The following is a 26,204-nucleotide window of genomic DNA, read 5'->3' as shown; positions in this document are numbered from 1 at the left end:
CTCATGCCGCCGCCTCCTGCTCGGTGAGCTGGGACAGGACGATCTCGCGGTAGGTTTCGTTGTCGTCCATGAGTTCCCGATGGGTTCCGGTGCCCACGACGCGGCCCTCGTCGAGCACGATGATGCGGTCGGCGTCGCGGATCGTGCTGACTCGCTGGGCGACGATGACGACCGTCGCGCCGGCGATCTCGGCCCGCAGCGCCTCGCGCAGTGCCGCGTCGGTGGCGTAGTCCAGGGCGGAGAAGGAGTCGTCGAAGAGGTACACCTCCGGGCGCGCCACCAGCGTGCGGGCGATCGCCAGCCGCTGCCGCTGCCCGCCGGAGACGTTCGTGCCGCCCTGCGCGATCGGCGCGTCGAGCCCGTCGGGCATCGCCCGCACGAACTCGGTGGCCTGCGCGACATCCAGGGCCTGCCACAGTTCCTCGTCGGTGGCGTCGGGCCGGCCGTAACGCAGGTTGGTGGCGACCGTGCCGGAGAACAGGTACGGCTTCTGCGGCACCATGCTCACCGTCCGCGCCAGCAGCGCCGGGTCGAGCCGGCGCACGTCCACGCCGTCGACCAGGACGGTGCCGCCGGTGGCGTCGAACAGCCGCGGCACCAGGTTGAGCAGGGTCGTCTTGCCGGCACCGGTGCTGCCGATGATGGCGGTGGTCTGGCCCGGGTGGGCGACGAGGTTCACCCCCGCCAGGACCGGGGCCTCGGCGCCGGGGTAGTGGAAGGAGACGTCGCGCAGTTCCAGTTCGCCGTGCACGTCGATGCCGGTGACCGGGTCGGCGGGCGGTTCGACGCTGGACTCGGCCTCCAGGACCTCCTGGATGCGCTCGGCGCAGACCTCGGCGCGGGGGATGAGCACGAACATGAACGTCGCCATCATCACGGACATGAGGATCTGCATGAGGTAGCTCAGGAACGCCGTGAGCGCCCCGATCTCCATGTCGCCGGTGTCGATGCGGTGCGCGCCGAACCACAGCACGGCGATGCTGGAGACGTTCACCACGAGCATCACGGTGGGGAACATCAGCGACATGAGCCGGCCGGCGGCCAGGGACACGTCGCGCAGCTCGGCGTTGGTCTCGGCGAAGCGGACCCGCTCGTGCTCGTCGCGGACGAACGCGCGGATCACCCGGATGCCGGTGATCTGCTCGCGGATGACCCGGTTGACCAGGTCGATGCGGACCTGCATGAGGCGGAACAGCGGCCGCATCCGGACCACGATCACCGCGATCAGCCCGATGAGGATCGGTACGACGACGAGCAGCAGGCCCGACAGCGGCACGTCCTGCTTGAGCGCCAGGATGACGCCGCCGAAGCACATGATCGGCGCGGACACCATGAGCGTGAACGTCATCAGGACCAGCATCTGGACCTGCTGGATGTCGTTGGTGGTCCGGGTGATCAGCGACGGGGCGCCGAAGTGCCCGACCTCCCGCGCGGAGAGCTGCTGGACCTTCACGAACAGCCCGGCCCGCACGTCGCGGCCGAGCGCCATCGCGGTGCGGGCGCCGTAGAACACCGCGGCGGCCGAGCACACGATCTGCACCAGCGTCACGGCGAGCATGAAGCCGCCGATGCGCAGGATGTAGCCGGCGTCGCCGTTGACGACGCCGCTGTCGATGATGTCGGCGTTGAGCGTCGGCAGGTAGAGCGTGGCGAGCGTCTGCACCAGCTGCAGCACCACCACCAGGGTGATCGGCCCGCGGTAGGGCCGCAGGTACGTTCGCAGCAGACGTATCAGCATTGTCTCAGTGGTCTCCCCGGTTTGGTGGTGCGGTGGGTTGCTGCAGCAGACCGTCGAGCAGGACCGCGACGATCTCGTCCGGCGCGAAGTCCTCGCCGGGCAGATCGCTGCGGACCGCGCTGACGACCAGGGCGAACAGCAGGCGGGCGGTGGTCTGCGGGCTTCGGCGCAGCAGCGCCTTGTCCGGTTCGATGAGGGCGGCGACGGCCTCGGTGAGGCGGCGCCGGCCCTCCATGAGCGCCGCGAACGGCGACGCGTCGGGCGGGAACGGCGTGGTGCGAGCGAGCATCATCAGCGATACCGAACCCTCGACCCGGCGGATCAGGATCGCCGCCGCGTCGCTGAGCCGCTGGCGCAGGGGGGCCTCGGGGTCGATCGCCGACAGTGCGCGCAGCACCGGCCCGGCCTCGAAGGCGCTGCACAGCGCCGCCGAGATGAGCGAGGCCTTGTCGGGGAAGACGCCGAAGATGGTGCCCTCGGCAACCCCGGCGGCCTCGGCGATCTGCCGGGTGGTGACCGCCGCGCCGTGGGTGCGCAGCAGCGGCAGCGTGGCGGCGATGAGCGCCGCGCGCCGTTCGTCGGGGGCCAGCGCTGGTACGCGCCGCCGCCGGGCCTGCTGTTCCGCGTTCACGGCAGCACTCTATGAGCGAGCACTCACTCAGACAACCGATTTCTTCGAACCGGAACCTGCAACCGCACCGCAACGCTGTGTCGCGAGGTTCGGCGCCCGGATCGGGGAACGATGATCACGGACCCGTGGAGAGGAGGGCCGCCATGAGCGACGTCGACGAGGAAGCACGGCTGTCGGCCCTGTACAGCTACGGCGTGCTCGACGCGCCCCGCCCGAAGGCGCTCGACGAGCTTACCCAACTGGCCGCGTCCGTGTTCGACACCGCCATGTCCACGGTCACCCTCGTCGACCGTGAGCGGCAGTGGTTCGCCGGCAAGACCGGCATCACCCCCGACGAGACGCCCCGGGAGATCTCCTTCTGCGCCGAGACCATCCCGACCCGCCGCCCGCTCGTCGTGCCCGACGCCCGCGCCGACGAGCGCTTCCACCGCTACCCCAACGTCACCGGGGATCCGTTCATCCGCTTCTACGCCGGCGCCCCGCTCATCGAGGAGGACGGGCACGTGCTCGGCGCGCTCTGCGTCAAGGACAGCCGGCCCGGCGACTTCGGCCCCCGTCAGCGCGACACCCTCGACACCCTCGCCCGCCAGGCCGCCGGCCACCTCTCGCTGATGCGCAGCCGCCTCATGCTCGCCGAGCTCGGCGACGAGCTCGTCCGCGCCACCCAGCGCGAGGAGGACCTGATCGCGACGATCTCGCACGAGCTGCGCACGCCCGTCACGGCGATCCAGGGGTACCTCGAGCTGCTCGCCGAGGACGAGCGCCTGCAGGAGTACACCCGCTTCGTCGAGCCCATCTACCGCAACGGCCAGCGCCTCGTCGGCATGGTCGAGCACCTGCTGACCGGCACCCGCCCGGCCGGCGCGCCGCTGCTGCTGCACCGCAGCCCGGTCGAGCTGCACATGGTCCTGTCCGCCGCCGTGCAGGCCTGCGCCGCGGCCGCCGAGCCCCGCGGCGTCGAGCTCGTCGTGCAGACCCCGACCGAGGCCTCGGTCGTCTCCGCCGACGTGGTGCGGCTGACCCAGGCGGTGCAGCAGCTGGTCCGCAACGCGATCCTGTTCAGCCCGCCCGGCGGCAAGGTCATCGTCCGCGCCGCCTACGAGCCCACCCCGGCCATCGAGATCACCGACACGGGCGTCGGCATCCCGCCGGACGAGCTGCCGTACGTCTTTCAGCGCTTCTTCCGCGGCCGCCACGCCCGCAGCCAGGCCGTCCCGGGCGTCGGCCTGGGCCTGCACATCGCCCAGGAGGCCGTGGGCGCCCACGGTGGCCGCCTGACCCTGACCTCGGCCGGGGCCGGCACGACCGCCCGTATCACCCTGCCCTGAGGCTCAGCGAGTAAGTTTCACGCCCCGAACGCTCATCACCATGGATGTCTCCCGGGTTCGTTGCCAGCCCGGGGTGACGCCGACCACACTGCGCCTACCTCGTGGGAGCCGAGCAACTCTGCCGCGCCCCGGACTCGAGGAGGTACCCCTTGGCAACACTCGCCAGACGCGCGCTGTGGCCCGCCGTAGCCGCCGCCGCGTCACTCATCGCGGCCGTGCTGGTCGCACCCGCCCCCGCGCACGCACACGGCGTCGCGCTCGTCCCCGGCAGCCGGACGTACCTGTGCTACGTCGACGGCCTGCAGGCCAACGGTCAGATCATCCCCAGCAACCCCGCCTGCGCCGCCGCCGTGGCCCAGGGCGGCCAGCAGCCGCTCTACGACTGGTTCGGCGTGCTGCGCCCCGACGCCGCCGGCCGCACCACCGGCTACATCCCCGACGGTGAGATCTGCGGCGGCGGCACCACGAAGTACGCCGCCTACAACGCCGCCCGCGCCGACTGGCCCACCACGCACCTGACCGCCGGCTCCACGATCCAGCTGCACTACAGCAACTGGGCCGCCCACCCCGGCACGTTCCACATGTACATCACGAAGGACGGCTACGACCCGACCAAGCCGCTGGCCTGGTCCGACCTGCAGTCGTTCTGGAGCGTCACGGACCCGCCGCAGTCCGGCGGCCCGGGCGGCTTCAACTACTACTACTGGGACACGACGCTGCCGGCCGGCAAGACCGGGCGGCACATCCTGTACATCCAGTGGGTCCGCTCGGACAGCCAGGAGAACTTCTTCAGCTGCTCCGACGTCGTCTTCGACGGCGGGCACGGCGAGGTCACCGGGGTCGGCGGCAGCCAGCCCTCCGGCTCCCCGTCGGCGTCGCGGTCCGCCTCGGCGTCACCCTCAGTGTCGCCGTCGGCGTCGCGCTCGGCCTCGGCCTCGGCGTCCCCGTCGTCCCCGGCCGGCGGCGGCAGCGGGTGTACGGCGACGTGGGCGCTGCAGCCCAGCCAGTGGGCCGGGCACTTCCAGGTCAACGTGACCGTCAAGAACAACGGCTCGTCGACGCTCAACGGGTGGACGGTCCGGTGGACGTACACCGGCGGTCAGGGCTTCGAGGGGGCGCCCTGGAACGGCACCCTCACCGGCCAGCCACCCAACGTCGCGGTGACGAACGTCGACTGGAACAAGGTCCTCGGGCCCAACGCCAGCACGTCGTTCGGGTTCAACGCCACGGGCACCGCACCCGCGAGCGCCCCGGCGCTGACCTGCACCAGCCCGTAACCCCCCGCTGCTGACGGCGGCGCCGGCACCGACTCGGTGCGGGCGCCGCCCCGACCCTTGAGGCTTCCCGTGACCCACTCGTCTTCCAGCGGTACCCGCATGCAGCGCCCGGCCGTCCCCGCCCACCGGCCGCCGGAGCCCGAACCGCCCCGGCGCCGCGGCGTGCCGCCCCTGTGGCGCTACGTCATCGGCTTCGCCGCGATCGCCGCCATCCTCGCCGCCGTCGTGTTCGTCACGCAGAAGTCCGACCCGCCCCCGCCGCCGGCCGAGACCGTCCACAGCGTCGAGGGCGCGCTGGGCAACCGGCAGGCGGCGACGCTGGAGGTGTCCAGCGGCGCCGAGTCGGTCATCATCCACGCCGAGCCCCTCGACGCACTGCTGTACCGCGCGTCGACACTGCCCGGCAGCAAGGTCGAGCCGGTCGCGGAGGAGGCCGGCGACAACGTGCGCCTGCGCCTCAACGGCACTGAGATCGCCGGGCAGGCCACGGTGCACGTGTACCTCAACGACAAGGTCCGCTGGCAGCTCACCCTGGCCGGCGGCGGCCTGCGCCAGGTCGTCGACTTCGGCGGCGGCCGCCTGTCGGGCATCGAGGTCCAGTCCGGCGTGCAGGAGCTCGACGTGACGGTACCCAAGCCCGAGGGCACGATGCCGATCCACGTCGGCGGCGTCGGGCGCCTGGCCGTCCACGCCCCGGCCGGCGTGCCCGCGCAGGTGAAGCTGGGCGACAACGGGACCATCGGCGAAGTACGCCTCGACGACCAGGTCACCAAGAACGTCTCCGGCGCCAGGACCCTGACCGGCCAGGGCTGGGACACCGCCACCGACCGCTACGCCCTGCAGGTCGACACCGCGGCCGCCGCCGTCTCCGTGGACCGCCGCCCCTAAACCCGCGTCACCTCCGCCTCGGGCTGCCGCCCACGCCGCGGCGGCACCCCGAGCAGCGGCATCCTCCACAGCGTCACCTCGGGCGACTGGCCCGAGAGGATCAGCAGCCGCCGCATGCTGATCCGCACCAGGTGGTGCGCCACGAAGAACAGCCACACGGCCAGTGGCACCTCGATGGCCAGCGCGGTGGCGAGGCTCACCCACCGGTCCGGTCCGGACGCGGTGAGGATGTCGAACCACGCGTCACACGACAGCAGGGTCCCGCTCACCAGCGCCCACAGCACCACGACCTGCCGCCGCCGCAGCGCCGCCAGCGCGGTGCACGTGAGCGTGATCCCGAGCGCGACGTCGAACCCGACCCAGGTGGCCCGCCAGTGCCCGGCGAGGTATCGCGGGGGCAGTCGGAACGCCAGCGTGATCACCCACGGAATCATCAGCACGCTGGCTACCCCGACGACGATGACGAACTGCCGCCGCACCCGCTCGGCGGCGGCCACGGACCGCCGCGCGACCCGAGGCGCGAGCGCGGCCAGCCGCCGCGCGAGGTCGGCCCGCTCCTCAGCGGTCATCGAACGCAGCTCGGCGTCCCCGATCACTCATCGACCATACGTTCCCACAGGCTTCGACGACCCGCCGGGAGCGCCACCCACAGCCACCTCACAGCCACGTCCGGCCACCCCGCACTCGGCCTCCTGTATCTGCGCGATGCGAGGTCGTCCAGCCCTCGCATCGGGTTGCTGCCGGGCGGTGCGGCCGCGACCCACCCCGCAACCCCCGGAAACGGGAACGGGCGACAAACCCGAAAAATCCGGATTTGTCGCCCGCTGGACGGCAAGCGGCTCAGCGGCCGCGCACGGTGCGGTAGCGGCTCACCAGGCCCGCCGTCGAGGAGTCCAGCGCCGACAGGTCCGGGCTGTCCGAGGTCAGCGCCGGCTCGATGCGCTTGGCCAGGACCTTGCCCAGCTCCACGCCCCACTGGTCGAAGGAGTCGATGTCCCAGATCGCGCCCTGGACGAAGACCTTGTGCTCGTACAGCGCGATCAGCTGCCCCAGCACCGCCGGCGTCAGCTCGTCGGCCAGGATCGTCGTGGTCGGGTGGTTGCCGTGGAACGTGCGGTGCGGCACCTCCGCCTCGGCCACGCCCTCGGCGGCCACCTGCTCCGACGGCTTGCCGAACGCCAGCGCCTGGCCCTGCGCGAAGAGGTTGGCCATGAGCAGGTCGTGCTGGCCGCCCAGCGCGCCGAGCTCGGCGACCGGCTTGGAGAAGCCCAGCAGGTCGGCCGGGATGAGCGCGGTGCCCTGGTGGATCAGCTGGTAGTACGCGTGCTGCCCGTTCGTGCCCGGCGTGCCCCACACGATCGGGCCGGTGGCCCACTCGACCGGCTTGCCCTCGTGGTCGACGGACTTGCCGTTGGACTCCATGTCCAGCTGCTGCAGGTACGCCGTGAACCGCGAAAGGTAGTGGCTGTACGGCAGCACCGCATGCGTCTGCGCGTCGTGGAAGTCGCGGTACCAGATGCCGAGCAGCCCCAGCAGCAGCGGCGCGTTCACCTCCGGCGGGGCGGTGCGGAAGTGCTGGTCCATCTGGTGGAAGCCGTCGAGCATGGCGCGGAAGCCGTCCGGGCCGAGCGCGATCATGAGCGACAGGCCGATCGCGGAGTCGTAGGAGTAGCGGCCGCCGACCCAGTCCCAGAACTCGAACATGTTGGTCGTGTCGATGCCGAACCTGGCGACCTCGGTCGCGTTGGTCGACACGGCCACGAAGTGCTTGGCCACGGCCGCGTCGTCACCGAGGGCGTCGAGCAGCCACGTGCGCGCGGCGGTGGCGTTGGTGATCGTCTCGATCGTCGTGAACGTCTTGGACGACACGATGAACAGCGTCCGGGCCGGGTCCGCGTCCCGCACGGCCTCGTGCAGGTCGGCGCCGTCGACGTTGGAGACGAACTTGAAGGTCAGGGACCGGTCGGTGTACGCGCGCAGCGCCTCGTACGCCATGGCCGGCCCGAGGTCGGATCCGCCGATGCCGATGTTGACGACGGTGGTGATGCGCTCGCCGGTGTACCCCGTCCACTCACCCGAGCGGATGCGGTCGGCGAACGCGGCCATGCGGTCGAGCACCGCGTGCACCTTCGGGACCACGTTCTCGCCGTCGACGAAGATCTCGGCGTCGCGCGGCGCCCGCAGCGCGGTGTGCAACACCGCCCGGTGCTCGGTGAAGTTGATCTTCTCCCCGCTGAACATGGCGTCGCGCAGCGCGAAGACCCCGCGGGCTGCCGCCAGGTCCAGCAGCAGCCGCAGGGTCTCGTCGGTCACGAGGTGCTTGCCGTAGTCGATGTACAGGTCGCCGGTCGCCACCGAGTACCGGCTGCCCCGGTCGGGGTCTTCGGCGAACAGGTCGCGCAGGTGGACCTCTGCGAGCTCCGCGCGGTGCTTGGCCAGCGCGGCCCACTCGGGCAGATGGTTGAGCCGAGGCATCAGGAAACTCCTAGCGAGTCAGCGTGGTACTCCACTCGCTGATTCTGCCCCTTTCGCGTTCGTCTCGTCGCGGCTGTCCCGATCATGCGAAGCCCCCGTCCGCGGGCCCCGCCGGCGCAGTCCCTCCAGGATCGCGGCCCCGGTCGCGACGGCGACAACCAGAAGGACACTGCCCGTCGGTACGTCGAACAGCTTCAGCGCGCTCGCGATGAGCACGATGATCAGGGCCGCCCGGACCACCCCCGCCGGCGCGCGGGACGACAGCCGCGCCCCGATCAGCACGCCCGGGACCGACCCGATGAGCACCGCGGCCGCGAGGTCGAGCTTGAGGTCGCCGAACAGTGCGTGCCCGAGGGCCGCGGAGATCACCAGCGGAATCGCCTGCACCAGGTCAGTGCCCACCAGGTCGCGGGGCCGCAGTGCCGGGTACAGCGCCAGCAGGATCACGATGATCAGCGAGCCGGACCCGACCGAGGTCATCCCGACCACGAGCCCGCCCACCGCTCCCAGCAGCACCGTCGGCACGGGCCGCACCGTGATCGGCTTCGCCGGCCCCGAGTCGTCGCCCGAGTTCTTCCGGTACGTCTTGATCAGCAGCCCGACCACGGCCAGCAGCAGCGCCCCGCCGAGCGCCAGCTTGACGACGTCCTGGACCCCGTCGCCGCCCCCGATGGCCCGCATGAGCAGCACGCCGAGGAACGCGCTGGGCACGCTGCCCAGGCACAGCCACCGCACGAGCGACCAGTTGACGGTCCCGCGCCGGGCGTGGACCCACCCGCCGAACGGCTTCATCACCGCGGACGCGGCCAGATCGCTGGACACGGCGGCGAGCGGCGGCACCCCGAAGAACAGCACCAGGATCGGCGTCATGAGCGCACCGCCACCCATCCCGGTGAGCCCGACGATGACCCCGACCCCGAACCCGGCGAAGGCGAGCAGTGGATCCATGCCGAGAAGTCTGCCCACGAAACCCGATGTTGTCCACTAATTAGGTCGACAAAGGTGAGAAGTCCAACCCCCGGGAGACGCCCCAGCGTGGCCAGGGTCAGGAGGGGACCGCGTAGCGGTTGAGTTCGATGACCGTCACCGACCCCGAGCTCGAGTGCGGCCACCAACGGCCGGAGCCGCCCCCGCCCGCGCCGGGCTGCTACCGTCTGACGGGTCCGGGCGCACTTGTAGCGGCCCCGGCAGGCACGGGCCCGCGGGCGGCGGCATGATGGGATCATGACCGTTCGTGCCGGCCTGCTGCGGGTTTCCGGCCTTGTCCTGCTGGTCGCGATGGTCGTGGTGGCCGCGGTGCTCGTCGGGGTGCCCGACCCGCAGCAGCTGCGCAGCAACGTGGTGGCGCTCGGCTGGTGGGCTCCGGTGGCGTTCGGGGCCCTGTATGCCGTGGTGTCGCTCTCGCCGCTGCCGAAGACGGTCTTCACGCTGGCCGCCGGGGCGCTGTTCGGGCTGGTGGCCGGGGTCGTGGTCGTCGTGACCGGGGCGATGCTCGGGGCCGTCGCGGCGTTCTACCTCGGGCGGCTGCTCGGCCGCGACACGCTGCGGTGGCTCACCGGTGGGCGCCTCGACCGGCTCGACACCCGGCTGGCGGGGCACGGGCTGCGCACGATCGTGCTGGCCCGGCTGATTCCGATCGTGCCGTTCACCGCGGTCAACTACCTCGCCGGGCTCACGTCCGTCCGGCTGCGGGACTTCACCCTGGGCACGGTGGTGGGCATCCTGCCGGCCACCACCGCCTACGTCACGGTCGGCGCCTACGGCTGGCAGCCGGGGGCGTGGCCGATGTGGGCGGCGCTGGGCACGCTGGTGGTGCTCACCGTCGGCGGGCTGGCCCTCGAGCGCCACCGGCGCCGTCGTGACCGGGCCGTCGTGACCGGGCCGTCGTGACCGGGCCGTCGTGACCGGGCCGTCGTGAAGGACTCAGGAGTGTAGCGGCCAGCCGGCCTTGGCGATGACCTCTTGGGCGGACTGGTCGACGGACCGGTCGTGGGTGGAGACCTGGAGGTCCCGGATCGCCGCGAGGTCGGTGCGCCCGTGGTACAGGTCGACGAACGCCCGCAGCTGGGCGCGCCAGTATTCGTTGGGCTCCCGGGCGGTCACCCGGTCCTTGAGCACGGCCTCGGGGGCGGTCAGCTCGCAGACGGCCACGCGGGCGTCCGGCACGGCCGGGCGCAGGCGCAGCAGCTCGTCGTGGTCCGCGATGACCGTGGGGATGACGAGGTGGCGGCCGGGGATCGTGGCGTAGTTCGGTCAGATCGCCCGGAGGTTGTCCAGGGTGAAGGTCCGCCCGGGGCTGGGGTGGACCAGGCTGATCTTGTCCAGGTCGATCACGCCCCAGGCCACGTCGGCCTCCCGCAGCAGCTCGGCGACGGCCCGCGCCGGCGTGGTCTTGCCCGAGCCCGGCGATCCGTGCAGGGCGAGGACATCGACAGGACGCACACCCGGAAGGTATTGCGGCGGCGGGCGCACCCGGTTTTCCCCGCGGTCGGCGCGCCTGCGGGAGGCGCGCCGACCGCGGAAACGCCGTCAGCCGCGCTCGACCAGGTGACCGACCAGGTCCGGGGCGCGCAGCTGGGCGCCGGAGCCGTCGCGGCGGGAGTCGGGCGCCGGCAGGTCGCGGGGGTCGCCCTTGGTGTTGGCCGCGACCGGGCGGGGGCCGATCCAGGCCCGGACCAGGTGGGACTCGCCCTTGAGGAAGCGCTGGGCGCGGACGCCGCCGGTGGCGCGGCCCTTGGCCGGGTAGAGGCGCAACGGGGTGACCTTCGCGTTGCCCATCGTCGCGGTGACGACCATCGGCTCGCCGTGCTCGGCGTCGGCGGTGACGATCGCGCCGAAGAAGAGCGCCTGGACGCCGTCGGCCAGGCTGATGCCGGCCATGCCGCCGCCCTTGAGGCCCTGCGGGCGCACCAGCGAGGCCGGGAACCGCAGCAGCGAGGCGTCGGAGCTGACGAAGGCGAGGGTCTCGGAGCCGTCGGTGAGCCAGGTGGCGCCGATGACCTCGTCGCCGTCGCGCAGGCCGATGACCTCGAACTCGTCGGAGCGCACCGGCCACTCGGGGGCGCAGATCTTCACCATGCCGTTGCGGGTGCCCAGCGCCAGGCCGGGGGAGCCGGAGTCGCGCTCGGCCAGCGGGGCGATGCCGACGACCGTCTCGCCGGACTCCAGCGGGACCAGCTCGGCGGTGGACATGCCGCCGCGCAGGGAGACGGTGCCGGGCTGCTCGGGCAGGACCGGCAGCGGCAGGACGTCGACCTTGAAGGCACGGCCACGGCTCGTGACGAGCAGGACCTGGCCGCGGGCGGTGGTGTGCACGACCGCGCGGACCGCGTCGTGCTTGTCGCGTCCGGCCTTGCGGCTGCCCTCGGGGGCCTCCTCGGACTCGGCGGCGGTGCGGGCGACGAGGCCGGTCGCGGAGAGCAGGACCTGGCACGGGTCGTCGCTGACCTCGAGCGGTCCGGCCGGCACCGAGGCGGCCAGCACCTCCTTGAGGTCGCCGTCGATGAGGGTGGTGCGTCGGGGCGTGGGGTGCTCCTTGACCACGGCGGCCAGCTCGTCGGAGACGACCTTCTTGAGGACCTTCTCGTCGTCGAGGATCTGGCTCAGCGCGGCGATCTCCTCGTTGAGCCGCTGCTGCTCGGCCTCCAGCTCGATGCGGTCGTAGCGGGTGAGCCGGCGCAGCGGGGTGTCGAGGATGTAGGTGGCCTGGATGTCGGTGAGCCCGAACTCGCTCATGAGCCCAGCCTTGGCCGCGGCCGCGTTGTCGCTGTCGCGGATGAGCGCGATCACGCGGTCGATGTCCAGCAGGGCGATGAGCAGGCCGTCGACGAGGTGCAGGCGGTCCTGGCGCTTCTTGCGGCGGAACTCGGTGCGCCGGGTCACCACCTCGTAGCGGTGGTTGAGGAACACCTCCAGCAGCGCCTTGAGCCCGAGCGTCCGCGGCTGGCCGTCGACGAGGACGAGGTTGTTGACGCCGAAGGACTGCTCCAGCGGGGTGAGCCGGTAAAGGTCGGCCAGCAGCGCCTGCGGGTTGACGCCGACCTTGCACTCGATGACCAGGCGGGTGCCGTTCTCCCGGTCAGTGAGGTCCTTGACGTCGGCGATGCCCTGCAGCCGCTTGGTCTTGTTCACCTCGTCGGTGATCTTCTCGATCACCTTCTCGGCACCGATGCCGTAGGGCAGCTCGGTGACCGTGATCGCCTGCCGGCCGCGGCTGCCCTCCAGCAGGCCGATCTCCACCCGGCCGCGCATGCGCACCACGCCGCGGCCGGTCTCGTAGGCCCTGCGCACCTCGTCCAGGCCGAGCAGCAGCCCGCCGGTGGGCAGGTCGGGGCCGGGGACGAACTCCATGAGCTTGTCCAGCGACGCGTTGGGGTGGTTGATCAGCCAGCGGGTCGCGGAGACGATCTCGGCGAGGTTGTGCGGGATCATGTTGGTCGCCATCCCGACCGCGATCCCGGACGAGCCGTTGACCAGCAGGTTGGGGAACGCGGCGGGCAGCACCGAGGGCTCCTCGAGCGAGCCGTCGTAGTTGGGCCGGAAGTCGACGGTGCCCTCGTCGAGCTCGCCGACGAGCAGCATCGCCTCCCGGGACATGCGCGCCTCGGTGTATCGCGAGGCGGCGGGCCCGTCGTCGGGGGAGCCGAAGTTGCCGTGGCCGTCGATGAGCGGCACGTTGAGCGAGAAGTCCTGCGCCATGCGGACCATGGCGTCGTAGATCGCGCTGTCGCCGTGCGGGTGGTACTTACCCATGACGTCACCGACGACCCGGGAGGACTTCACGTGCCCCCGGTCGGGGCGGTGCCCCTGCTCGTTCATCGAGAAGAGGATCCGCCGGTGCACGGGCTTGAGCCCGTCGCGGGCGTCGGGCAGCGCCCGGGAGTGGATGACCGAGTAGGCATACTCCAGGTAGGAGTCCTCCACCTCGGTGGTGAGCGGGTTGTTCAGCACCCGCGCGCCCGCCTGATCGAACGCGGACAGGTCGGCCTTGACCGCCTTGGTGCTCTTGCGTGCCATCGTGAAGTGTCGGCCTTCCGGTCTCAGGCGTCGATCGTCTCTTGGTCGACCCGCGCCGCGGAGTCGATCAGCCAATTGCGGCGGGGCTCGACCCGCTCGCCCATGAGCAGCTCGAGGACCTCCTCGGCCCGCTCGACATCGTCGAGGGTGATGCGCCGCACGGCCCGGGTCGCCGGGTTCATCGTGGTCTCCCACAGCTCGTCGGCGTCCATCTCGCCCAGACCCTTGAACCGCGGGATCGGCGTCACGACCTGCTTGCCGGCCTTCTCCAGCCGGGCCACGGTCGAGGTCATCTCCTGCTGCGTGTAGGTGTAGATCGTCTCCGGGTTGCGCCCCTTCGTGACGATCTTGTGCAGCGGCGGCACGGCCGCGTAAAGGCGCCCGTCGGCGATGGCCGGCCGCATGTACTTGGCGAACAGCGTGATGAGCAGCGTGCGGATGTGCGAGCCGTCGACGTCGGCGTCGGCCATGATCAGAATCCGCCCGTAGCGCATCGTGTCGAGGTCGAAGGTGCGCCCGGAGCCGGCCCCGAGCACCTGCACGATGGCCGAGCACTCCTGGTTGTCCAGGACCTGCTGGATGTTGGCCTTCTGCACGTTGAGGATCTTGCCGCGGATCGGCAGGAGTGCCTGATACTCCGAGGAGCGCGCCATGCGGGCCGTGCCCAGGGCGCTGTCACCCTCGACGATGAACAGCTCGCTGCGCTGCACACCGGTGGAGCGGCAGTCGACGAGCTTCGCCGGCATCGACGCGCCCTCCAGCGCCGTCTTGCGCCGGGCCGCGTCCTTCTGCTGCTTCTGGGTGAGCCGGACCCGGGCCGCGTCGACGATCTTCTGCAGCACCGTGCGCGCCTCGACCTTGGTCTTGCGCGCCTCGATCCAGGCCTTGACGTGCTGCTCGACGACCTGCTGCACGACCCGGGTCACCGGGGCGGTGGACAGCTCGTCCTTGGTCTGCGAGGTGAACTGCGGCTCGGGGATGCGCACGTGGATGACCGCGGTCATGCCCTCCAGCACGTCGTCGAGCGTCGGCAGGTCCTCCTTGGGGCGCAGCAGGCCGCGGGTGTTGCGGATCGCGTCCGTCAACGCGCGGACCGCGCCGCGCTCGAAGCCGCGCCGGTGCGTGCCGCCGTGCATGTTGCGGATGGTGTTGGTGAACGACTCGACGACCCGGTCGTAGCCGGTGCCCCAGCGCAGCGCGATCTCGACCTCGGCGCGCCGCTCGACGTTGGCCTTCATCACGCCGTTCTCGTCGGCGGCGTTCTCCTTGTAGGTGCCCTCGCCGACGATCAGCAGCGTGCCGCAGACCGGCTTGTCCCCGCCCGGGGCGAGGAACTCCACCATGTCCGCCAGGCCGTTGGGGTAGTGATACGTCTCTGTGGTGATCGAGCCCTGGGTGGCGTCCTTGAGCACATAGGTCACGCCCGGCACCAGGAACGCCGTGTTGCGCAGCTTCGCGCGGACCGCCTCGGGGTCCAGCGCCGCGCCGTTCTCGAAGTAGCGCGGGTCGTGCCAGTAACGGGTCGAGGTGCCGGTGGACGAGCCGCGCTTCATCCGCCCCTGCACGCTCAGCCCGCCGCGGCGGGTGAACTTCGCGCCGGCTCCGGTCCCGTCGAACTCGCCCGGCACGCCGTGCTGGAACGACATGTGGTGCACCTTGCCGTCGCGGCGCACGGTCACGTCGTAGCGGGTGGACAGGGCGTTGACCGCGGAGGCGCCGACGCCGTGCAGGCCGCCGGAGGTCTTGTACCCCGCCCCGCCGAACTTCCCGCCCGCGTGCAGCCGCGTGAGCACCAGCTCGACGCCGGACATGCCCGACTTGGCGTGCACGCCCACGGGGATGCCGCGCCCGTCGTCGTCGACCTGCACCGATCCGTCGGCGTGCAGCGTCACCTCGATCCGGGTGGCGTGCCCGGCGATGCCCTCGTCGGTGCAGTTGTCCACGATCTCGTTGAACAGATGGGCGACGCCCCGGCTGTCGGTCGAGCCGATGTACATGCCCGGGCGCTTGCGGACGGCGTCCAGCCCTTCGAGGAGCGTGAGGTCGTCGGCCCCGTAGAAGGTCTCGGGTTGTGCGGTCAACTCGGCTCTCTCCAATGGTCCTGGTCTCTGTGCTGCCCGCAGCGTAGACCTAGGGTCTGACACTTTTTCGGCACCCTGGCGGCGTGTGGCCCCCGACGCCCCGTTCTCCGGATCGGCGCAGGGCGAAACCACGGCGCTTCGCGCTACAGGCCGCGACCATGCATGATACTGCGCGCCGCGGCCGGACCGGCCGCGGCGCGCAGTGCGGGGGACTAGAGTTCGATGAGCGTGCGACCGGCGCTGTACTGGCGTACCGCCGCCAGGATCTCGTCCTCGGAGCGGTCGGAGAAGTTCAGCGTGGCGGTCAAGCCGGAGCCGTAGAACAGCTTGAGCATCGCCGAGTCGACCGCCGTGAACGCGCCGAGGCTGCCCTCCACGCGCGGGTCGCGGGGCTTGACCACGAGCATCTTCTCCAGCGCCCAGCGCCGCCGCCGGATCCGCTCGATGCCCTCCCACGGCAGCCAGATCGCCTGCCCGCGGGTCGGCCGGGTCTTGATCCACATCCCGGCCGGGCCCATGGCGAGCACCGGGCCGCCCGAGGTGAGCAGGAAGACCTGCAGCGCGATCGCGGCGAACATGACGAACGCCCCGCAGCCCATCAGGGCGACCAGCGCGACGATGTCGCCGCTGGTGTGGTTCGGGTCGTCGGCGGTCAGGACCATGCCGAAGGGGCACCCGATGAGCAGGAGCAGCATGACGGCGATCGGGACCATGATGACGAGGCGCCGCACCGCGCTGGGGCGCGCGACGAACGGCAGGTTCTCGGGGATGCGCCGGGTCACGGGGGACTGGGGGCCGGGCGGGACCCGGTAGCCGCCGGGCGGCAGCAGCTCGCCGGAGATCGGCACGTTGGCCGGGGGCCGTGGTGGCGCGGGAGGTGGAGGAGGCGGCTGGGGCCGGTTCCAGGCCGGCGGCCTTGGTCCTGACGTGGGCCCGGACGCGGGGCCGGAGGGGGACGACGGCTCGGGCGGCTCGCTCACGGCGCCACCTTAGCGCCGCCGCCCACGCCCGTCACGGGCCGCCCGTGCGCTCCACCCAGGACCGGTACGGTCGCTTCGGGTCATCGCCCGCATCCATGTAGTGCTCCCGCAGATCGGTGCGGGTCATGAACACCGCCGTGAAGATCAGCAGGGCGACCGCGAGCAGCCCGGCCGTGCCGTGGGGCCACACGTACCAGGCCGGGACGACCTGCGCATACTCCTCGCGCAGCAGCTCGGGTTCCGCGCCGGTCGGCTCGACCGCCCACTCCGGCCCGCCGACGAGGAAGCACAGCGTCGTGAGTGAGACGAGCGGCGCCACGATCCAGACCGCGACCCGGACCTTGCCCGACGGGCGGCGCATGAACACGGCGACGGCCGCCACCATGACGACCGTGACGGACGCCGTCTCCAGGGCGCTGGTCAGGTCGGCGCGCACCTGCGCCACCTGGGCGGCGGAGACCATCCGCAGGTGCAGGGTGCCCAGATGGATCAGGGCGGCGGCGGACAGCGCGGCCGAGACGGCCAGCAGCAGCGTCGCCGCCGTCATCGACCACTGGACGAGCCGGACCTGCGTGGACACTCGCATCGACGAAGCCTCCCCCGAAGTCGCGTCCACCGTAGTACGTGTGCGCGCCGCCGTGGGGTATTTCAGCCGCCGACGTGAATGCCGGGGCGCCGCGCCGGGTCCGGCTCGGACGAGCGGATGATCTCGCGGACCACCGGGGCCGTGTCGCCGCGGCCCAGGATGAGGTACCGGAACAGGTGGACCAGCGGGCTGCCCTCGGCCCACTCGAAGTACGCGTGCGGCCGCACCCCGGTGGCGTCGCGCAGGGCCAGCAGGATCGCGGCGATCGCGTTGGGTGCCGCCGGGCTCTCGGTGCGCAGCACCCGGTAGCCCTCGACGTCCACGCCGCGCACGGTCAGCGTGCCGGCGAACGCCGACGGGTCGACGACGGAGACCTCCAGGAACAGGATGTCGGCGCGGCCCGGGACCGGGTTGATGCCGCGCTGCTCGGCCTCCTTGCCCGCGTACTCCGCCCGGTCCCCGGCCTGCCGGCGGTTCGCCACGATGTTGAGCTCGCCGTCGTGCTCGATCGACTCGGTGACGAAGCGGCGGGCTTCGTCGTCGAACTCGATCGCGTCGGCGCGCAGCTCCGTGGTGCGGCTGACCCGGGAGACGAGCGACACGACGATGATGCCGGCGATGAAGACGGCGGAGATGACGATGCCGTCGGGCTTCTCGATGACGTTGGCGCCCAGCGCGTACAGCAGGATGAGCGTCAGCACCGTGAACGCCGAGCCCGCCAGGCGCTGACCGGCCCGCAGCGCCGAGATCGTGACCGCGACGGCGCCGGAGACCATCATGGCCAGGATGCCGGTGGCGTACGCGCCGGCCTGCGCGTTGACGTCGGCGCCGAAGGCGATCGTGATGCCGATGCTGATCGCGGTGTAGACCAGCACGATCGGGCGCACGGCGCGGCCCCACTCGGGCGCCATGCCGTAGGCGGGCAGGTACCGCGGGATGATGTTGATCAGGCCGGCCATCGCCGACGCGCCCGCGAACCACAGGATGAGCACGCTGCTGATGTCGTAGACGGTGCCGAACGCCTCGCCGATCTTCTCGTGCGCGAGATACGCCAGGGCGCGTCCGGCCGCCGCGCCCCCGGCCTCGAACTCCCGCTCCGGGATCAGCACGGTGGTGATGAAGCTGGTCGCCACGAGGTACACCGACATGATCGCCGCCGCCACGGTCAGCAGCTTCTTCGTGTTGCGCAGCCGCGACGCGCGCCGCTGCTCGGGGCTGCGGCCGTCGGCCGCCACCAGCGGCATCATGCTGACGCCGGTCTCGAAGCCGGACAGGCCCAGCACCAGCGACGGGAACGCGACCAGCGCCGGCACCAGGAGCCCGAACCCGCCGCCGTGCCCGGCGTTCAGCGCGTGCGTCCAGTTCGACAGCGCCCCGGCGGTGGTGAACACCTCGACGAGGCCGACCACCACGATGACGGCGTTGAGCAGCAGGAAGATCCCGACGAGCGGGATCGCCACGGCGACGGCCTCGCTGAAGCCGAGCAGGAACACCCCGCCGAGGATCAGCAGCAGGATGACGGTGATGAGCACCTCGTGGCCGTGCAGGAAGTGCGGGAAGACCGGGTTCTCGATCATGTGTACCGAGGCGTCGGCGGCCGACAGCGTGATCGTGATGATCCACGACGTGGCGACGAAGCCCAGCAGCACCAGGACGAAGATCTTGCCCCGCCAGAACGGCAGCAGGTGCTCCAGCATCGCCACGGAGCCCTGCCCGTGCGGGCTCTCCTTGGCCACCCGCCGGTACATCGGCAGCATCCCCAGCAGCGTCAGCGCCACGATCAGCAGCGTCGCCAGCGGCGAGAGGGCCCCGGCGGCGAGCGCGGCGATGCCCGGCAGGTAGGACAGCGTCGAGAAGTAGTCGACGCCGGTCAGCGACATGACCTTCCACCAGGCCTGCGGCTTGGCGTGGGCCTCGTCGCTCTCCGGCCCGACCGGCGCGACGCGGTGCTGCAGCAGCCAGCGGCCGATCGGGCCGCCCGGGCGCCGCCCGGGCTCGGGGCGCTCGACGCGGGCGGGCAGCAGGAGCTCGGTCATTGTTCCCTCTTACAGCCAGCCGGACTTGCGGAACAATCGGTGCAGGAAGAACATGCCGAGCCCCATCACCAGGACCGTCGCCCCGAAACCATAGCCCCAGTGGGTGCCGGGCATGTGATCGAAGTTCATGCCGTAGACCCCGGCGAGCGCGGTCGGCACGGCGGCGATCGCGGCCCACGCGGCGATCTTGCGCATGTCGTTGTTCTGCTCGAGCGACACCTGGGCCAGGCGGGCCTGCAGGATCGAGTCGAGCAGTTCGTTGTACGACCCGACCCGCTCCACGACCTGGTTGAGCCGGCCGAGGACGTCGATGAAGTACTGCCTGAGCCCCATCGGCAGCTCCGGCGACGTGTCGGTCAGCAGCCGCAGCGGCGCCTGCAGCGGCACCACCGCCCGCTTGAACTCCACCAGCTCCCGCTTGAGCTGGTAGATCTGCTGCACGTCGCAGCCGCCGTGGCGCAGGAACGCCGTCTCCTCGAGCTTCTCGACGTCCTGCTCGACCCGGGTCGCGACGTCGTGGTACACCTCGATCATCCGCTCCGCGACCGCCAGGCCGACCGACCACGGCCCCTGCCCCAGCAGGCCCGGGCGGCGCTGCAGCCCCTCCCGCACGTCCGCCAGCGCACCGGCCCCGCCGTGGCGCACCGACACCACGAAGTGCGCGCCGATGAGCAGCGACACCGCGCCCGTGTCGACGACCTCGGAGGTCTCGGTCAGCTCGCCGTGCTCGACGTATCGCGCCGTGCGCAGCGTGAGCACCGTCACGTCGCCGCGCCGCTCGATCGCCGGGCGCCGGTCGACGGCCAGGATCTGCTCCACGGTCGCCTCGTCGACCCCGACGAGCTCGGCGACCGCGGTGAACTGCGCCCAGCTCGGCTCGAACAGCCCCAGCCACACGAACCCGCCCCGGCGGCGGCGCGCGGCGGCGTAGGCGTCGGCGAACGGGGGGTGGCCCGGCTGGCGGCTGCCGCGCACGTACAGCGCGCAGTCCATGATCGCCGCGTCCTCCTCGGGGCGCGGCAGCAGCTGCGGCAGCCGCTCGGGTGGCTGGAGGCCCTGCAGCACCCGGCCGATCAGCCGGCCGACGCGCCGGCCGACCCTGGTATCGCTCATGAGGCGACACGGTACCGCCGCCACGCACGTCGGGCTCGTGTCGGGCCGTGTCGGTCCCGTGTCGGCGGCGCGGTGGACCGTTCTCGACATGGCGAACGATCCGATGGTCGAGGCCGCGGGCCTCGTCAAGCACTTCGGCCGGACGAAGGCGCTGCAGGGCGTCGACCTGGTCATCCCGCGCGGGACCGTGCACGGCGTGCTCGGCCCGAACGGCGCCGGTAAGACCACTGCCGTGCGCATCCTGTCCACGCTGATCAGGCCCGACGCCGGCACCGCCCGCATCGGCGGGCACGACGTGGTGCACGAGGCCGAGAAGGTCCGCTCGGCGATCGGGCTCACCGGGCAGTACGCCTCCGTCGACGAGGACCTCACCGGCCGGCAGAACCTGGTGCTCTTCGGCGTCCTGCTCGACCTGGGCCGCCGCAGCGCCCGGGCGCGGGCCGCCGAGCTGCTGTCGTGGTTCGACCTCACCGAGGCGGCGGACCGGCCCGCCAAGACGTACTCCGGGGGCATGCGCCGCCGCCTGGACCTCGCCGCGAGCCTGGTCGGACGCCCCGACGTGATCTTCCTCGACGAGCCGACGACCGGCCTGGACCCGGCCAAGCGCGAGGACATGTGGGACGTGGTGCGCTCCCTGGTGCGCGACGGGTCCACGGTGCTGCTCACGACGCAGTACCTCGAGGAGGCCGAAGCCCTCGCCGACGAGATCACGGTCATCGACCACGGCCGGGTCATCGCCAACGACACCCCGGAGCGGCTCAAGCGCATCGTCGGCGGCCAGACCCTCGAGGTCCGCCCGTCCGACGCCCGCGACCTGCCCCGGGCCGCCGAGATCCTCTCCCGGGTCTCCGCCGGTGCCGCCGCCGAGCAGATCCGCGCCGGCGTGCTGGCCGTCCCCGTCGACGGCGACGCCGCCATGGCCGAGGCCGTCGCCCGGCTCACCGCCGAGGGCATCACGGTCACCGAACTCTCGCTGCACCTGCCCTCGCTCGACGAGGTCTTCCTCACCCTCACGTCCGCCGGTAGCAGCAAGGTCCCCTCGGAGGTCTCGGCATGAGCACCATCACCCTCGACCGGCCCGCGCCGAAGCCCTTCAAGCTGCTGCGGCACTCGCTCGAGCTCACCAGGCGCAGCCTCATCAAGACCATGCGCACGCCGGAGGCGCTCCTCGACGTCACCGTGCAGCCCGGCCTGCTCATGCTGATCTTCGTCTACGTCTTCGGCGGCGCGGTCTCCGGATCCACCCACGCCTACCTGCAGTACCTGATGCCGGGCATCCTCGCCCAGACCATCGGCATGGGCGCGATCTCGATCGGCGTCAACCTCAACACCGACATCGAGAAGGGCATCTTCGACCGGTTCCGGTCGCTGCCGATCCCACGCTCGGCCCCGCTGATCGGCGCGGTCCTCGGCGACGTCGTGCGCTACGTCCTGGTGTCGATCTCCACCTTCGCGTTCGCCTACCTGATGGGCTTCCGCCTCGGCACCGACCCGCTGCACGCGGTCGCCGGCTGCCTGCTCGCGGTGATCTTCGGCCTCGGCCTGAGCTGGGCGCCCGTCTTCGTCGGCATGATCGCCCGGACCTCGGGCGCCGTGCAGGGCATCGGCTTCCTGGTCGTCCTGCCCCTGACCTTCGCCTCGAACGTGTTCGTCGGCACCGGGACCCTGCCGGGCTGGATGCAGGGCTTCGTGCGCAACAACCCGCTGACCCACCTGGTCGAGGCGATGCGCGGGCTGTTCCTGGGCACGCCCGGCTACGGTGTGCACGTGTGGTGGACGCTGGGCTGGTCCGCGGTCCTCACGGCGGTCTTCATGCCGCTGGCGCTGGCCGCTTACCGCCGCAAGGTCTGACTACCGCAGTTGTACGTCCACGAGCTCGCGGATGCGGTCGGTGACCTCGGTCATCGGCCGCTCGCACCACGCCGCCAGCCGATCGGCCCGCGCCGCCGCGTCGCCCAGCACGGCATCGACGACCGGGTCGGCGCCGTCGGAGAACAGCTGCGACGCGTTGGCCGCGCACCGCTCCGCCAGCGCCCACAGCTCCTGCGCCGCCGCCGCTGCACCGCGGTGCGCCGCGAGCGCCGAACCGCCCATCGCCCACGAGCCGAGCCCGGGGACGTCCAGGACGCTCAGCGCCTCCTCGCGCGCGTGCTCCAGCAGTTGTACCGCACGAGCCGCGCCCTGCCCGCCGTACGCCCGCAGGTTCAGCACCGCCGCCGCGACCGCGAAGACCACCCGGATCTGCGGCACCGGCACGCCCAGTCCGTCGGCGATCGCCGAAGCCCGCTCGGCGTGCGCGACGGCCTCGTCGCGGCGCCCCTGGACCCACGCGTGCAGCCCCAGCCCGAGGTGCGCCTGGGCGGCGTCCATGACCTGCAGGCCCATCATCGCCGGCTCGGCCGCCGGGGCGTCGGCGGCCTCGCGCAGCCGCTGCGCCGCCGCGTCGTCGCCGTGCCCGGCCAGCTGGACGTCGAGCATGATTCGGATCGAGCCGGCGTCGTCGGCGGCGCCGAGCAGCTCCATGTGGTGCGCGCTGCGGCGCAGCCACTCCCCGGCGCCGGACTGGGTGCCGATCGCCTGGGCGGCCATGCCCATGCCCCAGTGGTCCCCGACGAGCTCGAAGTTGCGGTAGGCCCGCTCGACGTCGGCCGTACGGTCGGCGACGTGGACGAAGTCGCCGCGGTTCTCCCGGATCGCGGAGCGCATGAGCAGGCCGAAGCCCTGTGTGTACGGGTCCGGGTGGACGATGAGCCGCTCGGCCGCCGCCAGCCCTTTGTCCGGATCGGGCTCCGCGAGCGCCGGCATCAGGTTCGCCAGCGCGCTGACCCGCGGCGAGATCTCCGCGCCCCGCCGCGCGACGAGTCGCCGCAGCATCCGCATCGGGAGGGTGAACGCCCGGCGCGAGTCGGCGGCGAACGCGTTGAGCCCGGCGAGCAGCCCGATCCACGCGAGCCGCTCCGCGTCGGCGGTCTCGATCAGCACGCCGGCCCGCCGCTTGCCGGGGTCGTCGGCGCTGAGCAGCCGCATGGCCCAGGGGACGACCTCGAAGTACAGCCCCCGGATCGTCCACAGATGAAACAGCGCCACCGCGATGTCCACGGCCGCGGGCTCGTCCCGCCCGGCCGCCCACCGCAGCGCCGCGACCAGGTTGTCCTGCCCGTCGCAGCAGCGCGCGAACGCCCCGAGCTGCCCCGGCCCGAGAAACTCGGCGTGCAGGCGCGGCGCGGCCTCCCGCGCCCAGGCGACGAGCCCGTCCATGGCCGCGTCCCGCCCGCCGGCCGCGGTGAGCCGCGCCTCGCCGTACTCCCGCACGGTCTCCAGCATCCGGTACCGGCTGCCGTCCTCGAGCACGAGCAGCGACTGCTCCACCAGGGCCGCGAGGTGTACGGCGAGCCAGCGCCCCGGCAGCCCCGACACCGCCTCGGCCACCTCCCGGGTGAACGGCGCGGGGATCACCGCGAGCCGCTCCAGCAGCCGCCGCTGGTCGTCCTTGAGCAGCTCGCGGCTCCAGTCGACCATCGCCCACAGGCTGGCGTGCCGCTCGGGCAGCCCGCGCAGCGCGTCGTCGAGCAGCCCGAACCGGTCGTCGAGCCCGGCCAGGACGTCCTCGATGGGCATGTGCCGCAGCCGCGCCGCGGCCAGCTCCAGCGCCAGGGGAAGATTGTCGAGCCGCCGGCACAACCGCACGGCAGCCTGTGTCCGCGTCGTGAGCTCGGCGTCTTCTGGCCCGCTCGCGGTGCTGCGTCCGCCGTGGTTCGCGTCGCGGGCGCCGTTTCGGCCGGACCGTGCACCCGAACCGGTGCCCGGGCTGCCACCGGCCGGGACCTTTGCCGGATTTTTCCCGATATCTGGCGCTTTTTCCGCCCAGGTGATCTCGGCACCGCCGGCGCGGGCCCGGGCGGTCAGCAGGGCGAGGGCCGTTGCGTCGTCGAGGGCGTGGAGGCGGTGCACGATCTCGCCCGGAAGTCCGAGCGGGGCCCGGCTCGTGGCCAGCACCGCGACGTCGGGCGCGGCGGCGAGCACCTCGGCCACGGCGTCGGCGGCGCCGTCGAGGATGTGCTCGCAGTTGTCGAGTACGAGCAGCCCGGACAGCTCATGCAGCCGCTCGTCGGTCTCGGCGGCCTTGCCCGGCGTGGGGTCGGCGGCGGCGAGGACGGCGGGCAGCACCCCGGCCGGGGAGCGCACGCCGGCCAGTTCGACGACGTGGACGGCCCCGCCCTCGGCCGCGGCGCGCCGGGCGACCTCGGCCGCGAGCCTCGTCTTCCCGGCGCCGCCGACGGCCACGACGGTGACGAGCGGCGCCTGGCCGAGCGCCTCGCGCACGGCGGCGACATCGTCCTCGCGGCCGACCATCGCGGTGGCGGCTCGCCGCCAGGCCGGCGGCAGCCCGCGCGCGGGCCGAGGGTTTCCCGGGGGATGCTGCGCAGTCGTGGTGGTGGCCGGTTTCGCATCCAGCTCGCCGAGCAGGAGGGCGAGGTGGGTGTCGGTGACGAGCGGCGACGGGTCCGTGCCGTAGAGCTCGGCGAGCGTCTCCCGCAGCCGTTCCACCACGGCCAGGGCCTCGGCTTGGCGGCCCTGCGCGGCGAGCACGCGGATCAGCAGCGCGGCGGACGGCTCGTGCGGCGGGGTTCGCTCGATCAACCGGGTGAGGTCGGCGATCAGGTTGCCGGCGCGGCCGGTGTCGACGACGGCCTCGGCCTGGATGGCCACCACGTCGGCGAAGAGGGTGACCGTCGCGTTGCCGGTCAGGTCGGGCGAGCGCGGGAAGAGTTCCCGGGCCGCGCCGGCGTGGGCGGCGGCGCCGGTGGGGTCCTGACGGCGCAGCGCGGCGCGGGCGGTGTCGAGGCGGGCCTTGACGAGTACGGTATCCGGCTCCACCGCATCGGCGGCCACCCGGTAGCCGCCGGCCACGGCGTCCACCGGCAGCCCGAGCCGCCGGGCGCGGGCGATCAGCGCGTGCACGGCCCCCGCGGTGTCCGCAGGCGGCGCGCCGCCCCACACCGACTCGGCCAGCGCGGCCGGCGTGACGGTGCGGCCCCGGGCCTCGACGAGCGCGCGCACGACGGCGGCGAGCCGCTCACCCCGCACCGGGCGGCCGTCGACGGCCAGCTCGCCGAGGGTGGTGATCCGCACTGGGCAAGCATGCCACCGCGCCGCGGGCCGGTCGCGCCGTAGTGCCCCGGCGGGCGTCGTTGTCTGGGACGCGGCTCAGTGGGTGGCGGGCAGCTGGGTGTCGTCGAGCAGGGCGTAGAGGAGGGTGCCGAGGACCACCAGGGTGCCGGCGAAGACGGCCCAGCCCAGGGCGATCCCGGCGATGACGACGACCACGGACTGGATGACCAGCGCCGTCACGGCCATCGCCCTGGCGTGGCGGTTGCGGGCCGCCGCCGCGGCCAGTCCGGCGGCGAGGACGACGAGGAGCACGGCGAGTACGACCCCCGTGATCTTGGCTGCCGCCTGGGCCAGCGACGGGTCGGTGCCGTTGAGTGACATGGAGTACGCGTCGATGACCCCGCCCAGCGCGACCAGCACGACGCCGATGACCAGGCCCTCCAGGAGGATTCCGACGGCCGCGATGAGCAACGCCAGCGTTCGCATCCGGCCAAGTTACTCCCTGGTAGGGGTTGGTTCAAGGGTATCGATGCCCAGGTGTGCCGGGGACTGCGCGTCCGGGATCAGCGGCGTCGCGGCGCCGCTGCCGTCCGCGGGGGCGGACCACACGTCGGCGTGGTCGCGGCCGCGGGACGGCGCGTACATGACGGTGCGCTCGTCGAGCCAGGCGATCTGGTCGTCGACCGAGCGGGTCTCGGCCAGCATGGCCGGGCGCAGGGTGGCGAGGTCGAGCACGGCCGGGCGCCAGCTCTTCGTGGCGTCGCCGCCGACGGCCTGCTTGAATGCGAACAGCGACGGGCACTCGACGTTCTCGGCCAGGGTGCGCACGGTGCGGGCGGCGAGGTCGCCCCGCACGAGGTACCGGTGCCCGTCCGCCGACATGGTGGCGTAGAACGTGCGGTCGTCGGCGGCGAACGTGACGCCCGAGAAGTTGACGTCGGCG

22 protein-coding genes are annotated in these 26,204 nt (G+C 72.3%); 6 read left to right on the top strand and 16 right to left on the bottom strand.

What is annotated here, in order from left to right; translation table 11 throughout:
- Position 1 precedes the first annotated feature (1 nt).
- Entirely contained in the window at positions 2–1,738 is a 1,737-nt protein-coding gene (locus tag ACQPY0_RS37945; RefSeq protein WP_432972081.1) for an ABC transporter ATP-binding protein, read from the bottom strand.
- Between the two features lie 4 nt (positions 1,739–1,742).
- Positions 1,743–2,369, bottom strand: a complete 627-nt coding sequence (locus ACQPY0_RS37940; RefSeq protein WP_432972078.1) for a TetR/AcrR family transcriptional regulator — start codon at positions 2,367–2,369, stop codon at positions 1,743–1,745.
- Positions 2,370–2,512: 143 nt separating this feature from the next.
- Between ACQPY0_RS37940 and ACQPY0_RS37935 the strand changes: the two genes are divergently transcribed.
- The 3 genes from ACQPY0_RS37935 (at position 2,513) to ACQPY0_RS37925 (ending at position 5,862) form a co-directional block, all read left to right on the top strand.
- The gene (locus tag ACQPY0_RS37935; protein ID WP_432972075.1) at positions 2,513–3,697 is read left to right on the top strand and encodes a GAF domain-containing sensor histidine kinase; all 1,185 of its coding nucleotides are present in this window, start codon (positions 2,513–2,515) and stop codon (positions 3,695–3,697) included.
- A gap of 149 nt (positions 3,698–3,846) precedes the next feature.
- Positions 3,847–4,974, top strand: a complete 1,128-nt coding sequence (locus tag ACQPY0_RS37930; protein WP_432972072.1) for a lytic polysaccharide monooxygenase — start codon at positions 3,847–3,849, stop codon at positions 4,972–4,974.
- Between the two features lie 99 nt (positions 4,975–5,073).
- Complete coding sequence (locus ACQPY0_RS37925) at positions 5,074–5,862, top strand: hypothetical protein (protein ID WP_432972068.1); 789 nt, start codon at positions 5,074–5,076, stop codon at positions 5,860–5,862.
- Here ACQPY0_RS37925 and ACQPY0_RS37920 read toward each other — a convergent pair.
- From ACQPY0_RS37920 to ACQPY0_RS37910, 3 genes are all read right to left on the bottom strand, one after another.
- Positions 5,859–6,458 carry a hypothetical protein gene (locus ACQPY0_RS37920; RefSeq protein ID WP_432972065.1) on the bottom strand — a complete coding sequence of 200 codons (600 nt, stop codon included), beginning with the start codon at positions 6,456–6,458 and terminating at the stop codon, positions 5,859–5,861. The two genes, ACQPY0_RS37925 and ACQPY0_RS37920, sit on opposite strands and share 4 nt — an antisense overlap.
- 244 nt (positions 6,459–6,702) lie before the next feature.
- Positions 6,703–8,337 (bottom strand): glucose-6-phosphate isomerase, encoded by a 1,635-nt coding sequence (gene pgi, locus ACQPY0_RS37915; protein WP_432972062.1) that lies wholly within the window; start codon positions 8,335–8,337, stop codon positions 6,703–6,705.
- Between the two features lie 18 nt (positions 8,338–8,355).
- Positions 8,356–9,285 (bottom strand): sulfite exporter TauE/SafE family protein, encoded by a 930-nt coding sequence (locus ACQPY0_RS37910; RefSeq protein ID WP_432972059.1) that lies wholly within the window; start codon positions 9,283–9,285, stop codon positions 8,356–8,358.
- 276 nt (positions 9,286–9,561) lie between these two features.
- Here ACQPY0_RS37910 and ACQPY0_RS37905 point away from each other — a divergent pair, with 276 nt between their 5' ends.
- Positions 9,562–10,227 carry a TVP38/TMEM64 family protein gene (locus tag ACQPY0_RS37905; protein WP_432972056.1) on the top strand — a complete coding sequence of 222 codons (666 nt, stop codon included), beginning with the start codon at positions 9,562–9,564 and terminating at the stop codon, positions 10,225–10,227.
- A gap of 33 nt (positions 10,228–10,260) precedes the next feature.
- Here ACQPY0_RS37905 and ACQPY0_RS37900 read toward each other — a convergent pair whose 3' ends face one another.
- From ACQPY0_RS37900 to ACQPY0_RS37865, 8 genes are all read right to left on the bottom strand, one after another.
- The gene (locus tag ACQPY0_RS37900; protein WP_432972053.1) at positions 10,261–10,488 is read right to left on the bottom strand and encodes a hypothetical protein; all 228 of its coding nucleotides are present in this window, start codon (positions 10,486–10,488) and stop codon (positions 10,261–10,263) included.
- A 102-nt stretch (positions 10,489–10,590) separates the two neighbouring features.
- On the bottom strand, positions 10,591–10,779 hold the full coding sequence (locus tag ACQPY0_RS37895; RefSeq protein WP_432972050.1) for a hypothetical protein: 189 nt from the start codon (positions 10,777–10,779) through the stop codon (positions 10,591–10,593).
- 87 nt (positions 10,780–10,866) lie between these two features.
- Complete coding sequence (locus ACQPY0_RS37890; protein ID WP_432972047.1) at positions 10,867–13,353, bottom strand: DNA gyrase/topoisomerase IV subunit A; 2,487 nt, start codon at positions 13,351–13,353, stop codon at positions 10,867–10,869.
- A 23-nt stretch (positions 13,354–13,376) separates the two neighbouring features.
- Positions 13,377–15,434, bottom strand: a complete 2,058-nt coding sequence (locus ACQPY0_RS37885) for a DNA gyrase/topoisomerase IV subunit B (protein ID WP_432972044.1) — start codon at positions 15,432–15,434, stop codon at positions 13,377–13,379.
- Positions 15,435–15,646: 212 nt separating this feature from the next.
- On the bottom strand, positions 15,647–16,282 hold the full coding sequence (locus tag ACQPY0_RS37880; protein ID WP_432972041.1) for a hypothetical protein: 636 nt from the start codon (positions 16,280–16,282) through the stop codon (positions 15,647–15,649).
- Positions 16,283–16,445: 163 nt separating this feature from the next.
- Positions 16,446–17,000: a hypothetical protein gene (locus tag ACQPY0_RS37875; RefSeq protein WP_432972038.1), complete on the bottom strand. Its 555-nt coding sequence runs from the start codon at positions 16,998–17,000 to the stop codon at positions 16,446–16,448.
- A gap of 62 nt (positions 17,001–17,062) precedes the next feature.
- Positions 17,063–19,036: an amino acid transporter gene (locus ACQPY0_RS37870; RefSeq protein ID WP_432972035.1), complete on the bottom strand. Its 1,974-nt coding sequence runs from the start codon at positions 19,034–19,036 to the stop codon at positions 17,063–17,065.
- Positions 19,037–19,045: 9 nt separating this feature from the next.
- Positions 19,046–20,149: a magnesium and cobalt transport protein CorA gene (locus ACQPY0_RS37865; protein ID WP_432972032.1), complete on the bottom strand. Its 1,104-nt coding sequence runs from the start codon at positions 20,147–20,149 to the stop codon at positions 19,046–19,048.
- Between the two features lie 88 nt (positions 20,150–20,237).
- On the opposite strand from ACQPY0_RS37865, the gene ACQPY0_RS37860 reads away from it, so the two are divergent.
- A complete protein-coding gene (locus tag ACQPY0_RS37860; RefSeq protein WP_432972029.1) occupies positions 20,238–21,206 on the top strand; it encodes an ATP-binding cassette domain-containing protein in 969 nt (322 codons plus the stop codon).
- On the top strand, positions 21,203–22,000 hold the full coding sequence (locus ACQPY0_RS37855; protein ID WP_432972026.1) for an ABC transporter permease: 798 nt from the start codon (positions 21,203–21,205) through the stop codon (positions 21,998–22,000). The genes ACQPY0_RS37860 and ACQPY0_RS37855 overlap by 4 nt, the downstream gene beginning before the upstream one ends.
- Here ACQPY0_RS37855 and ACQPY0_RS37850 read toward each other — a convergent pair whose 3' ends face one another.
- From ACQPY0_RS37850 to ACQPY0_RS37840, 3 genes are all read right to left on the bottom strand, one after another.
- Complete coding sequence (locus ACQPY0_RS37850; RefSeq protein WP_432972023.1) at positions 22,001–25,282, bottom strand: BTAD domain-containing putative transcriptional regulator; 3,282 nt, start codon at positions 25,280–25,282, stop codon at positions 22,001–22,003.
- Between the two features lie 75 nt (positions 25,283–25,357).
- The gene (locus ACQPY0_RS37845) at positions 25,358–25,747 is read right to left on the bottom strand and encodes a hypothetical protein (RefSeq protein ID WP_432972020.1); all 390 of its coding nucleotides are present in this window, start codon (positions 25,745–25,747) and stop codon (positions 25,358–25,360) included.
- Between the two features lie 9 nt (positions 25,748–25,756).
- Positions 25,757–26,143 carry a hypothetical protein gene (locus tag ACQPY0_RS37840; protein WP_432972017.1) on the bottom strand — a complete coding sequence of 129 codons (387 nt, stop codon included), beginning with the start codon at positions 26,141–26,143 and terminating at the stop codon, positions 25,757–25,759.
- Positions 26,144–26,204: the final 61 nt, after the last annotated feature.

Source organism: Dactylosporangium sp. CA-233914 (assembly GCF_050942935.1).
Taxonomy (GTDB): domain Bacteria; phylum Actinomycetota; class Actinomycetes; order Mycobacteriales; family Micromonosporaceae; genus Dactylosporangium.
The sequence above is the reverse complement of the archived record's forward strand: the minus strand, read 5'-3'. Positions and strand labels throughout refer to the sequence as shown.